At 64.7% G+C, this 12,231-nt stretch carries 13 protein-coding genes and 1 tRNA gene; 3 read left to right on the top strand and 11 right to left on the bottom strand.

Going from position 1 to position 12,231, the window contains the following annotated elements; all coding sequences use genetic code 11:
* The 5 genes from KIP89_RS10655 to KIP89_RS10635 are packed head-to-tail and all read right to left on the bottom strand — an operon-like array spanning window position 1 to window position 3,773.
* On the bottom strand, window positions 1–1,278 hold the full coding sequence (locus KIP89_RS10655) for a TRAP transporter large permease (protein ID WP_213755322.1): 1,278 nt from the start codon (window positions 1,276–1,278) through the stop codon (window positions 1–3).
* Entirely contained in the window at window positions 1,278–1,505 is a 228-nt protein-coding gene (locus tag KIP89_RS10650; RefSeq protein WP_213755321.1) for a hypothetical protein, read from the bottom strand. Before KIP89_RS10650 ends, KIP89_RS10655 begins: the two co-directional genes overlap by 1 nt.
* On the bottom strand, window positions 1,505–2,005 hold the full coding sequence (locus tag KIP89_RS10645) for a TRAP transporter small permease (RefSeq protein ID WP_213755320.1): 501 nt from the start codon (window positions 2,003–2,005) through the stop codon (window positions 1,505–1,507). The genes KIP89_RS10650 and KIP89_RS10645 overlap by 1 nt, the downstream gene beginning before the upstream one ends.
* A gap of 58 nt (window positions 2,006–2,063) precedes the next feature.
* Complete coding sequence (locus tag KIP89_RS10640) at window positions 2,064–3,035, bottom strand: TRAP transporter substrate-binding protein (RefSeq protein WP_213755319.1); 972 nt, start codon at window positions 3,033–3,035, stop codon at window positions 2,064–2,066.
* A gap of 48 nt (window positions 3,036–3,083) precedes the next feature.
* Window positions 3,084–3,773 carry a GntR family transcriptional regulator gene (locus KIP89_RS10635; RefSeq protein ID WP_213755318.1) on the bottom strand — a complete coding sequence of 230 codons (690 nt, stop codon included), beginning with the start codon at window positions 3,771–3,773 and terminating at the stop codon, window positions 3,084–3,086.
* A 211-nt stretch (window positions 3,774–3,984) separates the two neighbouring features.
* Between KIP89_RS10635 and KIP89_RS10630 the strand changes: the two genes are divergently transcribed.
* Window positions 3,985–4,164, top strand: coding sequence for a hypothetical protein (locus tag KIP89_RS10630; protein ID WP_213376188.1), 180 nt, complete (start codon window positions 3,985–3,987; stop codon window positions 4,162–4,164).
* Window positions 4,165–4,170: 6 nt separating this feature from the next.
* On the opposite strand, the gene KIP89_RS10625 is transcribed toward KIP89_RS10630, so the two are convergent.
* From KIP89_RS10625 to KIP89_RS10615, 3 genes are all read right to left on the bottom strand, one after another.
* Complete coding sequence (locus tag KIP89_RS10625) at window positions 4,171–6,036, bottom strand: heavy metal translocating P-type ATPase (RefSeq protein WP_213755317.1); 1,866 nt, start codon at window positions 6,034–6,036, stop codon at window positions 4,171–4,173.
* Window positions 6,037–6,053: 17 nt separating this feature from the next.
* The gene (locus KIP89_RS20125) at window positions 6,054–6,230 is read right to left on the bottom strand and encodes a hypothetical protein (RefSeq protein WP_213755316.1); all 177 of its coding nucleotides are present in this window, start codon (window positions 6,228–6,230) and stop codon (window positions 6,054–6,056) included.
* 135 nt (window positions 6,231–6,365) lie between these two features.
* Window positions 6,366–7,736 (bottom strand): aminotransferase-like domain-containing protein, encoded by a 1,371-nt coding sequence (locus KIP89_RS10615; RefSeq protein WP_213755315.1) that lies wholly within the window; start codon window positions 7,734–7,736, stop codon window positions 6,366–6,368.
* A gap of 168 nt (window positions 7,737–7,904) precedes the next feature.
* Between KIP89_RS10615 and KIP89_RS10610 the strand changes: the two genes are divergently transcribed.
* A complete protein-coding gene (locus KIP89_RS10610) occupies window positions 7,905–8,756 on the top strand; it encodes a DMT family transporter (protein ID WP_213755498.1) in 852 nt (283 codons plus the stop codon).
* A 26-nt stretch (window positions 8,757–8,782) separates the two neighbouring features.
* Here KIP89_RS10610 and KIP89_RS10605 read toward each other — a convergent pair whose 3' ends face one another.
* Window positions 8,783–9,562, bottom strand: coding sequence for a universal stress protein (locus KIP89_RS10605; protein WP_213755314.1), 780 nt, complete (start codon window positions 9,560–9,562; stop codon window positions 8,783–8,785).
* A gap of 32 nt (window positions 9,563–9,594) precedes the next feature.
* Window positions 9,595–10,002, bottom strand: coding sequence for a fluoride efflux transporter CrcB (gene crcB / locus KIP89_RS10600; RefSeq protein ID WP_213755313.1), 408 nt, complete (start codon window positions 10,000–10,002; stop codon window positions 9,595–9,597).
* 551 nt (window positions 10,003–10,553) lie between these two features.
* Between crcB and KIP89_RS10595 the strand changes: the two genes are divergently transcribed.
* Window positions 10,554–11,519: an MBL fold metallo-hydrolase gene (locus KIP89_RS10595; RefSeq protein ID WP_213755312.1), complete on the top strand. Its 966-nt coding sequence runs from the start codon at window positions 10,554–10,556 to the stop codon at window positions 11,517–11,519.
* A 490-nt stretch (window positions 11,520–12,009) separates the two neighbouring features.
* On the opposite strand, the gene KIP89_RS10590 is transcribed toward KIP89_RS10595, so the two are convergent.
* Window positions 12,010–12,084, bottom strand: a tRNA-Gly gene (locus tag KIP89_RS10590).
* Window positions 12,085–12,231: the final 147 nt, after the last annotated feature.

The raw sequence follows: 12,231 nt of genomic DNA, 5'->3' as shown, positions 1-12,231 counted from the left end.
TCAGGGCATCAGAAGATTGGGCAGCCAGGTCGCCAGCGGGGCGAAATAGCTGACCATCAGCAGGACGATGATGTTGGTGATGATGTACGGAACGATCGCCTTGATCACCGGGGACAGCGGCAGCCGGGCGATGTTGGACGCCACGAAGAGGCACACGCCGACGGGCGGCGTCGTGAGGCCGATCATCAGGTTCAGCACCGCGAAGCAGGCGAAGTGCAGCGGCTCGATGCCGACCGCTGTGGCAAGCGTCAGAAGCGGCACGAACAGGATGATCAGCGCGGCGATCGTCTCCATGAACATGCCGACGAACAGCAGCAGGATATTGATCAGCAGGATGACCAGGAACTTGTTGTCAGTGATCGACAGCACGGTTTCCGCCAGCATCTGCGGGATGCGTTCGGCCACCAGAATCCAGCCGAACACATTGGCGGTGCCGACCAGCACAAGAATACCGGCCGAACTGATGGCGCTGTCGATGATGATCTTCGGGATGCGGCTGACGGGCAGCTCGCGATAGACGAAGAGGCCCACCACGACCGCATAGAGGCAGGCGACGATGGCCGTCTCGGTCGGCGTGGTGATGCCGAGCAGCAGGCCGCCGACGATCAGAGCCGTCATGGCGATGGCCCAGATCGCACCGGCAAACGAGGTGAACAGCTCGCGCAGGCCCTTAAACGGCTCGCGCGGGAAGGCATGCTTCTTCGCCAGAAAATAGGTCGTGACCATCATGGCAAAACCCATGAGGACACCCGGCACGGCGCCGGCGAGGAACAGTTTGCCGACAGAAATGCCGGAGAGTGAGCCGACGATGATCATCGGCACGCTCGGCGGGATCATCGGGCCGACCGTCGAGGAGGCGGCGGTGACGGCGGCGGAGAAGGCGGCGGGATAGCCGGCTTTCTTCATGCCGGGGATCATCATGCCACCAACCGAGGCGACGTCTGCCACCGCGGTACCGGAGATTCCGCCAAACAGCATCGAGGCGGCGATGTTGGCCTGCGCAAGGCCGCCGCGCATCCAGCCGACCAGCGCGTTGGCGAAACGGATGATGCGTTCAGTGATACCGCCGGAATTCATCAGATTGCCGGCCAGGATGAAGCCGGGGATGCAGAGCAGCACAAAGCTGTCCATGCCGGCATACATCTTCTGCGGAATGACCACGAGCGGGATATCCGCGAAGACGAGGTAGGCCATGGAAGACAGGCCGAGCGTGACGGCGACCGGCAGGCCGATGGCAAGGCCGGCGACGAAAGTGCAGAGAAGCAGGGTCAGGCCCATCACTCGTCTCCGAAAGTCATGATGGGGCGGCCGGTCAACATCTCGAACATCCGTATGAGCGCCCAAAGCGCCAGAGTGACGAGCAGCACCAGCATGGCGGCAATGACCACGAGCGGGATATCCGCGAAGAGGAGATAGATTGCGGAGGGCCGGCCGAAGGTGAACGCCACGAGCAGGGCGACGCCAAGACCGGCGACGAAGGTACAAAGCAGGAGTGTGCGGCCCATCACTCGTCCCCCGACAGCGGAATGGGGCGACCGTCATGGCGCCGGGTCAGCATCTCGTAGACGCGCATCAGCGCCCACAGCGCGAGGGTGACGAACAGCACCAGCATGGCGGCGTGGATGAAATCCATGCGCCAGCCGAGCGAGGGAGCGGTCTGGCGCACACCGATGGAGGTGTAGTCCCAGGCCGCAGGGATCAAAATCAAGGCGAAACCCGCCGTGAGCAACGCGCAGAGGAACCGCAATATCCAGGGCTGGCGACCAGGCATGCTCTCGCAGAGCAGGTCGACATTCACCATGTCGCCGCTGCGAAGTGCCAGCCCAGCGCCAAGGGCGCCGATATAGATCAGGCAGAACCGGGTCAGTTCCTCGGTCCACACAGGGGCCGTGTCGAGAAACGTGCGGGCGAACACCTGCAGCAGCACCGAGCCCGACAGCACGAGGAATGCCGCCAGTATCAGGAGGCGGCACAGCCCCTCCAGCCCTTTGAACAAGCGTGTCATGAATGCCTCCGCGCGCGGACCGGCCGGCTCACTCGTGGAGCCGGCCGGCACGGGCGTGTCAGTTGCTGCTGAAGATCTGCTCGGCAAGCGGGCGGATGGAGGCGGGCACCGCATTGAGCACGGCATCGCGCGCCTTGGCGGCGAAGGCGGCCTTGTCCACCTCGACGAATTTCACGCCGCGACCTTCCAGGTCCTTCACCAGCGCCGCCTCGTCGGCGAGGAACAGCTCCCGTTCATAGGCCTGGGTGCGCTTGGCCGCTTCTGTCACGGCCGCCTTGTCCGCGTCCGACAGCTTGTTCCAGGTCCGCTCGGAAATGACGAGGTAGATCCACGAGCGCACATGCTCGGTCTTGTTGATGACCTTCTGCACCTCGTAGAAGCCACCCGACTTGAACAGGGCCAGCGGGTTCTCCTGGCCGTTGATGGTGCCGTTCTGCAGCGAGGTGAACACCTCGGAGAAGGCCATCGGAGTCGGGTTGGCGCCCATGGCCTGCCAGGCCGCCACAAAGATCGGCACATTCGGGACGCGCAGCTTGAAGCCCTTCAGCTCATCCGGCGTCTTGATTTCCTTGTTGGCGGAAAGATTGCGTGGGCCGCGCGCGAAATAGGTGAGCGGACGCACGCCGGCCTTCTCGATGATCTCGGCCTCGATCTGCTTGCCGATATCGCCGGACGCGACCTTGTCCATGTGCTCCAGAGAGCGATAGCCATAGGGCAGCGCCAGCAGCGACGCCTTGGGCGCCCAGTTCTGCAGGCTCTCACCGGTGATGGTCATGTCGGCAGTGCCAAGCTGCATGCCGTTGATGAGGTCCATCTCCTTGCCGAGCGACTCGTTGGGATAGACCTGCACCTTCACGCGGCCGTCGGAGAGCTTCTGCACCTCCTCGCCGAACTTGAGCGCGGCCTTGTGCCAGATGTTTTCTTCATTGGCGAGGTGACCGAGCTTCAGGGTCACATCGGCCATGGCGGCGCCGCCGAGCAGGGCAAGGGTTGCGCAGGTGGCGGCCAGTCGGGTCAACGTCTTGATCATTCTTGTCTCCTCCTTGTTGTTTTTCAGTTTCCGGCAGGTGCCGGATGGCTAACGAAAATATTCGGGGTGCTCCTGCTCGATCACCGGCAGATCGTGCAGGATTCCCTTCAAGTGAGCGCGGATGGACTGCTCGGCGCGGGCGCCATCGCCGGCGGCGATAGCCTCCACCAGCGTGGTATGCTGGTCGACGAGACGCGCCACGGAGAAATGCACGCTGGACAGGAAGCGCACCCGGTCCATCTGCGCCTTCATCTCGACGATCACGCGCCAGGCGTTTTCCTTGCCGGCACCCGCTGCAAGCGTGTGATGGAAGGCCTCATCCGCCTCCATGAAGTCGCGCGCCGATCCCCCGATAATGCCGCGCTGGCGGGCAAGCTGATCGTTGAGGTCGGCGATGAGCGCCGGCGCCGGATCCGTTGCCAGCAACTTCACGATGTCCGCCTCGACCGCCTCGCGCACGAAGCGGGCATCCATCACGGCCGACAGGGAAATCTTGGCGACGAAGGTGCCGCGCTGAGGGCGGATTTCGAGCAGCCCCTCATTGGCGAGCTTGATGAAGGCCTCGCGCACCGGCTGCCGGCTCACCCCGTAATGCTGGGCGATCTCGGCTTCGGAAATCCGGGCGCCGGGGCTGAGGTCATTATCGATGATGGCCCCGCGCAGGGTCGCGTAGAGCTGATCCACCACGCTCACGCGCACGGTCTGCAGCGATGCGGCATCCAACCCGGCGAGTTGCATCTTGTTGTTTTCTCCCTGCCCTCAACCATCTGGCATACTACCATACAAGTCAAGAGAGCCGCGTGAGGCCGCGCGAGCGTGCAATGACGGGTTACGCGCCGGGGCACCGAGCGACCGGATGGTGGCGACACGCCTCCACACATCGCGTCTTCACCGTTAGTGATACAGATGGCGCGAATGCCGGATATGTCAGGCCGAAGAGGAGCAGATCATGGCTGAGCGATTTGAACGGCACCGCCAACCCTGGACCTATGAGGAACTCGAAAAGCTCAAACTTCTCGCCAAGAAGGGCATGGCGTTGAAGGCCATATCGAAAGCTATGACGCGCAGTGAGGAATCCATAAAGGACCGCGCCAAGCTCGATGGCATCGGGATTGCCAGGCTCCGTTAGGTCTTCTCAATCAAGGATTTGACCGGGGACGATGCGCAACGCCCGCAGCGCATTCAGGATGACCGCGACGTCGATCGCCTCCTGCAGCAACGCGCCTTGCACCGGAGTCAGATAGCCGAAGGCGGCGGCCACCATGCCCAGAATGGACAGCCCGATCCCGGCGACCACGCTTTCCAGGGCGATGCGGCGCGCGCGTTGGGCGATCTCGATCCCCGGCAGAAGTCGGTCCACATGGTCGACCAGCAGAACCACATCGGCAGCTTCAGCCGAGGCCGCCGCCCCGCGCGCGCCCATGGCGACCCCGACATCGGCAGCGGCGAGGGCGGGCGCATCGTTGACGCCGTCGCCGACCATCATCACCGGGCCATTCTTGCGCTCGGTAAGGACCACCAGCACCTTCTGGTCCGGCGTCAGATCGGCCCGGATCGCGTCAAGCCGAAGACCGGCCGTCACCCTCTCCGCCACCGCCCGGCGGTCACCCGTCGCGAGCAGGATACGGCCGATCCCCAGCCGGCGCAGCCCCGCGAGGAGGTCGGCGGTGCCCGCGCGCAGCGCATCCGCCATCACGAGATGGCCCATGAGTTTGCCGTCGACCGCTAGCGCCACGACAACGGAACCGGCATCGCGGATATTACGTTGAGGTTCGGCCGCCGCGATCTGGGAGGCGACGAAAGCGGCGCCGCCGACAACGACCGGTCGGCCGTCGATCATCCCGGCAACGCCCTCGCCCGGAGTCTCGACCACGTGCTCCGGGAGCGGCAGGACGGCGCCCCGCGCATGCGCCGCCGCGACGATAGCCTGCGCGATCGGATGTTTCGAGGCCTGATCCAGCGCCGCCGCGAAGTACACGATCTCATCCTCGGACAGGTCTCCAAGAATGTTGATCGACACCAGTTGCGGGCGCCCATCGGTCAAGGTGCCGGTCTTGTCGAGGATCAGCGTGCGGATTCGCGCCAGGGCTTCCAGCGGCTTGGCACCTTTGATCAACACCCCGAAATGCGCAGCCCGCGACAAGCCGGCCACCAGCGCCACGGGAACCGCCAGGATCAGCGGACAGGGTGTGGCGACCACCAGAACCGCCACGGCGCGGATCGGGTCGCCGGTGAACCACCACGCCGCCGTGGCGAGCGCCACTGTGACGACGAGAAACAGCAGCGAGTAGCGGTCGGCGAGGCGGGCCATCGGGGCCTTGGACTGCTGGGCCGCCTCGACCAGCCGGACGATTCCGGCATAGGTGCTGTTGGCCGCGCGGCGGCTGACGCGCAGATCGAAGACGTCGCCCGCATTGGTCGAGCCGCTCATCACCTCGTGGCCCCGGTCCAGCCGCAGGGGCATGGACTCGCCTGTCAGGGCCGACTGGTCCAGCATGGCGCGGTCGCTCTCAATGGTGCCGTCCACCGGCGCGATGTCACCCTGCCGGATCAGCAGCAAGTCACCCGGCTCGATCTCATCGAGCGGCACCTCGTCGAGCGTGCCACCCCGCTTGCGTGTCGCCGTACGCGGTACGCGGGACAGGAGATCGCTCATCTCGCGTCGGGCGCGGCCCTCGGCAAAGCTCTCCAGGAAGCTGCCACCGGAATACATCAGCGCGACCACGGCCGCCGCGAGGGTTTCGCCGAACAGCAGCGCGGCCGACATGGACAGGGCGGCGACGATGTCGAGCCCGACCTCGCCCTTTGTGAGGCTGCTGATGATCTCGATGACCAGACCCGCCAGCACGGGGACGACGCCTGCCGTCCATGCCAGCGTGGCAAGATGGGGTTGCCCGCCCAGCCAGAGGCCGAGGCCCGCCACCAGACCCAAGAGGGCAATGGCCAGCAACACGACATTGAGGCGCGAAATGTCGAGGCGACCGTGAAGAAGCGTGTTCATCGGGTGTGCATCCGTGGTCAAGCCGCATGTTCGGGGGCCGAGCGGGTCTCGAACAGCCGCCCAACCCGCGTTTCGCGCAGATTGTCGCCATCCCGGTCGATGAAGAGGGCATCAAGATTATGCCGGCGGACCAAGTCTACGCCTTCCCGGCTTCCTCGCACCATCAGGGCTGTTGCCCATGCGTCGGCCATCATGCAGGTCGGCGCATGGGCGATGCCGTGGCGCCGAGCCGGCAACGAAGGCGAAAATGACGCCGGCGACCATTCCGGTGCCCGCCAGCGGCAGGCCCCACGTCGCCCCGCACCTTGGCGAGGGCGACGTGGCGTTCATCACGGCAGGCTGGGGATGGCTGGCTGTTCCAGGGCTCGTTGCAGCCGTTTCAGAACATCGCTGTCCATCTGGGCCACATTGAAACGCATGAATTCGGTGGCGGTCTGGGTCACGCTGAACACGTTTCCCGGGGCAAGCACCACACCTTCCCGCAATGCGCGTGTCGCCACGTCCGATGCATCGGTTGCACGAGGCAACTGGCACCAGAGGTAGAAGCCACCGCGCGGCAGCGTCCAGGGCCGCACGTCGAGCTTGGCGAGTTCGGCAATCATCTCCCGCCGCCGCCGGGCAAGCCGGACGCGCAGGCCGTTAAGGTGCTTGGTGTAACTGCCGTCGCCGAGGGTTCGGAGGACCAGTTCAGCCGCCACCGGGCTGGGGCCACCGAATCCTATCGCCAGTTGAAGGTCGATGAGACTGTCGATCAGGTCCTCTCGCGCGGCGATGTAGCCACACCGTATCGACGCTGACAGGGTTTTCGAGAAACTGCCGATCCGTATCACCCGGTTCAGGCCGTCCAGAGCGGCCAGGCGCGCGGAAGGCTCCGGTTCGAAATCGGCGAAGATCTCGTCTTCAACGATGGTGACGTCGTTGGCCGCTGCCGCCGTGAGCAGCCGATGGGCGGTCTGGGGCGACAGGCTGGCACCGGTGGGATTGTGCAGCGCCGAATTGGTCAGATAGAGGCGCGGACGGTGTGCCGCGAGGGCCTCCTCGAACAGGGCAATATCGGGCCCGGCGGGCGTATAGGGAACGCCGACAATCCGAACCGAATGGACCTGCAGCAGAGCCCTGAAGTTGAAATAGCAGGGATCGTCGACCAGCACCGTGTCGCCCGGCCGCAGCAGGTGACGACAGATCAGATCGATGGCGTGCGTGCCGGACATGGTGAGGAGGACCTGCTCGGCCCCGATCTCGATGCCTTCGGACAGGCACTGGCGCGCCAGCAGGCGGCGCAGCGCGAGCGACCCGCGGGTCGAGCCATATTCCACCAGAACCGCATCGTCGGTCTTCGCCACGGCGCGCATCGCGCGGCGGATGGCGGCAAGAGGCATCCAGTCGGGAGGCAACCAGCCGCAGCCGGGGCGAAGCATCTCCCGGCCGGCATCGAGCGACTGACGCGACACCCAGAAGGGATCGACCGCGCGGTCGATCGGCGGGGCGACATCGGCCGTTCGTGGCGCCACGGCATTGGCCAGGACATAGAACCCCGAACCGAGGCGAGAGCGGATCAGCCCTTCGGCGGCCAGGCGGTCATAAGCCTCGACCACGGTAGAGGGCGAGACCGCCATATCGCGGGCGAATTTGCGGATCGACGGCAATTTGTCGCCGGGTGTCAGCGCGTGGTGTGCGACGAGGCGGCGGATCGCCTGCATCACCGCCTCGGTGCGGCCCAACCCGCGCGTTGCCCGGCCTTCACGCTCAACCAACTGTACTGCTCCGTACGGCCATACTGTTCCGTCGCACCATACGAAAGCGTTCCTGTCACGACCAGCGCGCCGCCGGTAGCAGAGATCTCGGATCCACGAAGGCGGGAGCACAGGGTGGCGCGAGGGTGGTGGAGCGGCCTGCTCGGCGTGATCATCTTCAGCGGCTCGCTGCCGGCGACGCGGGTTGCCGTCGCGGGCTTCACCCCGTTGTTCCTGACCTCGGCCCGTGCGGTCATCGCCGCGGTGCTGGCCTCGGCCCTTTTGCTCGGGCTCCGGCAGAAGCGCCCGGCCGCCGTCGATGTCATGCCCCTGGTCATCGTGGCCGCTGGTGTGGTGATCGGCTTCCCACTGCTGACGGCGCTGGCACTTGAACGCATCACCGCCGCGCGCTCCGTCGTCTTCATCGGCTTGCTGCCATTGGCGACGGCGCTGTTTGGCGTGCTGCGCGGCGGTGAGCGACCGAAGCCGGCCTTCTGGCTGTTCTCCGTGATCGGCGCGACCAGCGTCGGCGGATTTGCCATCGGCAACGGGGCCCCGACATCGCTGTCCGGCGACCTTCTCATGGTCGCCGCGATCATTCTGTGCGGACTTGGCTATGCCGAGGGTGCCCGCCTGTCGCGCCACCTTGGCGGCTGGCAGGTGATCTCGTGGGCGCTGCTGCTTGCGTTGCCGCCGATGCTGATCCTCGCGCTCGCCACGTCACCCGAAACTCTGGCGCCGATCAGCGTCACCGCATGGGCCGGGCTCGGCTATGTCTCGGTGTTCAGCATGCTGATTGGCTTCGTCTTCTGGTATCGCGGGCTTGCCCTCGGCGGGATCGCGGCGGTCGGCCAGCTCCAGTTGCTCCAGCCCTTCTTCGGCCTGGCGCTTTCCGGTTATCTGGTGGGCGAGCCGGTCTCATGGACCATGATCGGCGTGACCAGCCTCGTTGTGCTGTGTGTCGCAGGGGCGAAACGCTTCGCCTGATCGCAACAGCGAACGCCCTTCATGGCTCAATGCGCGAGCAACAGCGGCAGGTCCGCCACCTGCAGCAATTCGCGCGTCACCCCGCCGAACAGCCACTCCATGAATTCCATGTGCCCATAGGCACCGGCGACCAGCAGATCGGCCTTGAGGCGATCGGCCTCATGGACGAGCCGGGCAGCCGTCTTCTCGCTCGAGGGCAGGACGGTCACGAACTCCGGGGCGATCGACGCGAGAGGCCACATTGATCCAGAATCCGGACTGACATTGCCGGTCCCCTGAATGCTGATCGCTGAAATCCGCTCGGCGTCCTGCAGCCAGGGCTTCGCCGCCATGATCGCGCGACGCATCGTATCATCGTCGATCAGGCCGACCGCGATATGGTTGAATTTCGTGCGCGTCCCCGCTTGCCAGCTTGGCGGCACCAGCAGAACCGGCTTGCCCGTCGAAAAGATGGCGGCATGAAGGGCATCGGCGCCATCCATATTGGCATCGTGAGCCATGACGATGAGCGCGACATCTGCCGTTGCTTCCTTCACCACCCCGGCCGTCTCGGCCCCGGTAATGGAGCGCCAGTTCACCGTTGCAGCCTTTGAGCCGGGTTGCTCCTTCCACGTATCGAAGGCCGCACGCGTCGACTGGGCGCGCTGCTGCGCGGTCCCCTCTGTCGCCTCGCGCAGATACTGGATGTCGACCTCCTCGTCAGCGGCGACCATGTGAGCGGGATCGACCATGACCTCGAGCGCTTCGATCGTCGATCCGGGCCGTGCGGCCGCAGCAAGCCGCGCGGCATCGAGTGCGGCGGCCACGCTCGCGCTACTCGTAAGAACGCACAGGATTCTCATGCGCCGACACTCCTTGTGATCCCCGCTAAGGCGTTGGGAACCATATAGCCCAGAGCGACGGCCACCAGACATAACGCGACCGATAGCGCGACATTGAGCAGGGCCCGGCCGGCTTCCCCGGCATTGAGCAGGACGAGGGTCTGCAGACTGAACGACGAAAACGTCGTGAAGCCCCCGCAAAGACCAACCAGCACAAACTGGCGAACCTCCAGCGGAATGGCGGACCGGGTGTTGCTCTCGAAATAAGCGGCGAACAGCCCGATCGCGAAGGAGCCGACCACGTTGATGAGGATCGTCCCCCAGGGCAGGGTTTCGCCAAGCAACAAGCTCAGCCAACGGTTCAATCCGAAGCGTAACACGCTCCCAGCGGCGCCCCCGAGCGCAACAAATCCATAAGAGAGCATAATGAAACCCTTTCTCCAGCTCCGCGTCAGAGCAATGAAGCGGCCTGAGCGAAGACTTGCACGGCCGGCCGGGTGTCGACATTCTACATTGATACCCTCACGCCAAACCAACGTATGGCCGAGCCGGCAGGGATCGTGCCGCGTTCTTTACATCGCTTCCAGCGACTTGGGTGGCGCGGATGATCCGGCTGATCCAACCGGGAGCGCCAGCGGCGGGCATCCACACGCCGCGCAAACGGTCATCTGGGGCTCGTTGCAATGTTGCACGTGGCGCAAATGATCAGCCGCCTTTGTTTCGATCATGGATCTGTCGGATGCGCGACTGTCACGGCATTCACTGCCGCGACTTGAGAACATCGGAGTGCATCCGTTGACGTCATGGCATCAAGGCGGGAGCCGACGGTCTGGCGTTACTTGCCAATAATGAGAGGCAAACTACCGGATTCATCGGGTAGTCCGTGCTGCTGGAACACCATAGCCTGTCGATCAGGCGAGCACGCCGTCTCCAACGGCCCGCGATGCGCACTGCCATGTTCTGAAGGACAATTGCCATGACGGACCGGTCCCGCCGTGCGTTCGCGTTTGGTTTGCCCCTCCTCGCTCTCGGCGGCGGTGCCCTTGCGCAGGTGACCCCGGCTCGCGCCCAGGCAACCCCTCCTGACGCATCCGTCCTGCCATCGGCCCAGATCAAAGTCGGCCGCTTCACGGTGACGGCGCTGGCCGATGGCTACGCGGACATGCCCTATGGATATTTCCCCGGCCGCACCCCCGATCAGGTCGAGCAAGAGGCGAAGACCCAGTTCGTCGCTCGTCCCAGCGGCGTCCGTTTCTTGTTCAACCAGTATCTCATCGAGGATGGACAGCGACGCATTCTGATCGATACGGGGCCGGCCGGAACCCTCGGCAAGACGGGCCTACTGCCGCAGGCCCTTGCCCGGCTTGGCCTACAGCGCGACCAGATCGATGCTGTCATCGTCACCCACATGCATCAGGACCACATGGGTGGGCTGGTCGCGGGAGGCAGGAACAATTTTCCCAACGCCGAACTCTTTATCGACCGCCGGGATGTGGCTTTCTGGACCGATCCGGCCAAGCGAAACGGGGCCGCGGACTACTTGCAGACCAGCTTCCGGATGGCGGACGAGGTGGTGCGACTCTATCCGCGCCTGCAGGCGATCGACGGCGAGCGCGAGATCGTCGGTGGCGTCTCGATCGTTGACCTGACCGGTCACACGCCGGGCCATATAGGCGTGCGGATCGAAGATGGCGGGCAGAGCCTCATCATGGTTTCCGACATGATCTTCCCGGTGGTCCACCCTCAGGCGACCGATGTGTTCTTCCTTTTCGAGCAGGACCGGGCGGCAGCGGAAGACATGCGCAAGCGGTTCTTCCCGCGCGCGGCAGAGGAAGGCGCCTTGATCGCGGCCACGCATATGGCCTTCCCCGGACTGGGCCGCATCGTATCGGACCGGGGGAATCTGCGCTGGCAGCCGGCGGATTGGGCATTCCAGAACTGAGCTGTCTTGCACCGACAGCGATCGGTCGATCGAGGAAGAGGTGGCTATCGTCGCCTTCCGCCGGCAACCGCTGCTGCCGCTGGATGGCTGCGACCGTGATCACGCGGTGCCGTACCGGATCCACACTGTTCTAATGGATAACGGCATCCCAGTTCGCCTTCCCGCTGCGCTATGAAGCGCCCTCCGGGGGGCTCACGCCCTACGCATTCATCTGCAAATACTGGACTTAGGGCCGGAGAGATTCATTCTCGATCCACTCCATCAAATGCCGGACTGAACACCCAGGCGCCTCATCGCAAGTGATGTTCATTGGCCCAGCCACCGCGTCCGCCCCGCGCGGACTCTCAGCCCGACCTTGAGCCGTCCATCGGCTACGCCGGTGTTAGCCAAGCCTGTGCCTGACGAGCTTACCGGACGGCAAAACTGCGACCAACAAGCAGAAAACGCCCCGAAGGGCGTTCGCTAGGCATCAGACATTTCTGGGAAAATTTGGAGCGGGCGATGGGATTCGAACCCACGACCCCAACCTTGGCAAGGTTGTGCTCTACCACTGAGCTACGCCCGCGCGCTCCGTGTCCAGCAGGCTGCGGTGTTGGCCGCGCCCCCGAACGGGCCGTCTCTATGCCCCAGACTTGCCGGGAATGCAACGGGCTTTCGCAGCTTTTCTCACAGCCCGATGACAGGGCGTGGAAAACTCCTTTCCTCCCCTGCG

The sequence above is a fragment of the Ancylobacter radicis genome, assembly GCF_018449475.1.
Lineage (GTDB): Bacteria > Pseudomonadota > Alphaproteobacteria > Rhizobiales > Xanthobacteraceae > Ancylobacter > Ancylobacter radicis.
The sequence above is the reverse complement of the archived record's forward strand: the minus strand, read 5'-3'. Positions and strand labels throughout refer to the sequence as shown.

Excerpts from the sequence above, each read along its gene's own strand:
- KIP89_RS10655 (WP_213755322.1), bottom strand. The coding sequence starts at position 1,278 with ATGGGCCTGACCCTGCTTCTCTGCACTTTCGTCGCCGGCCTTGCCATC.
- KIP89_RS10650 (WP_213755321.1), bottom strand. The coding sequence starts at position 1,505 with ATGGGCCGCACACTCCTGCTTTGTACCTTCGTCGCCGGTCTTGGCGTC.
- KIP89_RS10645 (WP_213755320.1), bottom strand. The coding sequence starts at position 2,005 with ATGACACGCTTGTTCAAAGGGCTGGAGGGGCTGTGCCGCCTCCTGATA.
- KIP89_RS10640 (WP_213755319.1), bottom strand. The coding sequence starts at position 3,035 with ATGATCAAGACGTTGACCCGACTGGCCGCCACCTGCGCAACCCTTGCC.
- KIP89_RS10635 (WP_213755318.1), bottom strand. The coding sequence starts at position 3,773 with ATGCAACTCGCCGGGTTGGATGCCGCATCGCTGCAGACCGTGCGCGTG.
- KIP89_RS10630 (WP_213376188.1), top strand. The coding sequence starts at position 3,985 with ATGGCTGAGCGATTTGAACGGCACCGCCAACCCTGGACCTATGAGGAA.
- KIP89_RS10625 (WP_213755317.1), bottom strand. The coding sequence starts at position 6,036 with ATGAACACGCTTCTTCACGGTCGCCTCGACATTTCGCGCCTCAATGTC.
- KIP89_RS20125 (WP_213755316.1), bottom strand. The coding sequence starts at position 6,230 with ATGATGGCCGACGCATGGGCAACAGCCCTGATGGTGCGAGGAAGCCGG.
- KIP89_RS10615 (WP_213755315.1), bottom strand. The coding sequence starts at position 7,736 with ATGCAGGCGATCCGCCGCCTCGTCGCACACCACGCGCTGACACCCGGC.
- crcB (WP_213755313.1), bottom strand. The coding sequence starts at position 10,002 with ATGCTCTCTTATGGATTTGTTGCGCTCGGGGGCGCCGCTGGGAGCGTG.
- KIP89_RS10595 (WP_213755312.1), top strand. The coding sequence starts at position 10,554 with ATGACGGACCGGTCCCGCCGTGCGTTCGCGTTTGGTTTGCCCCTCCTC.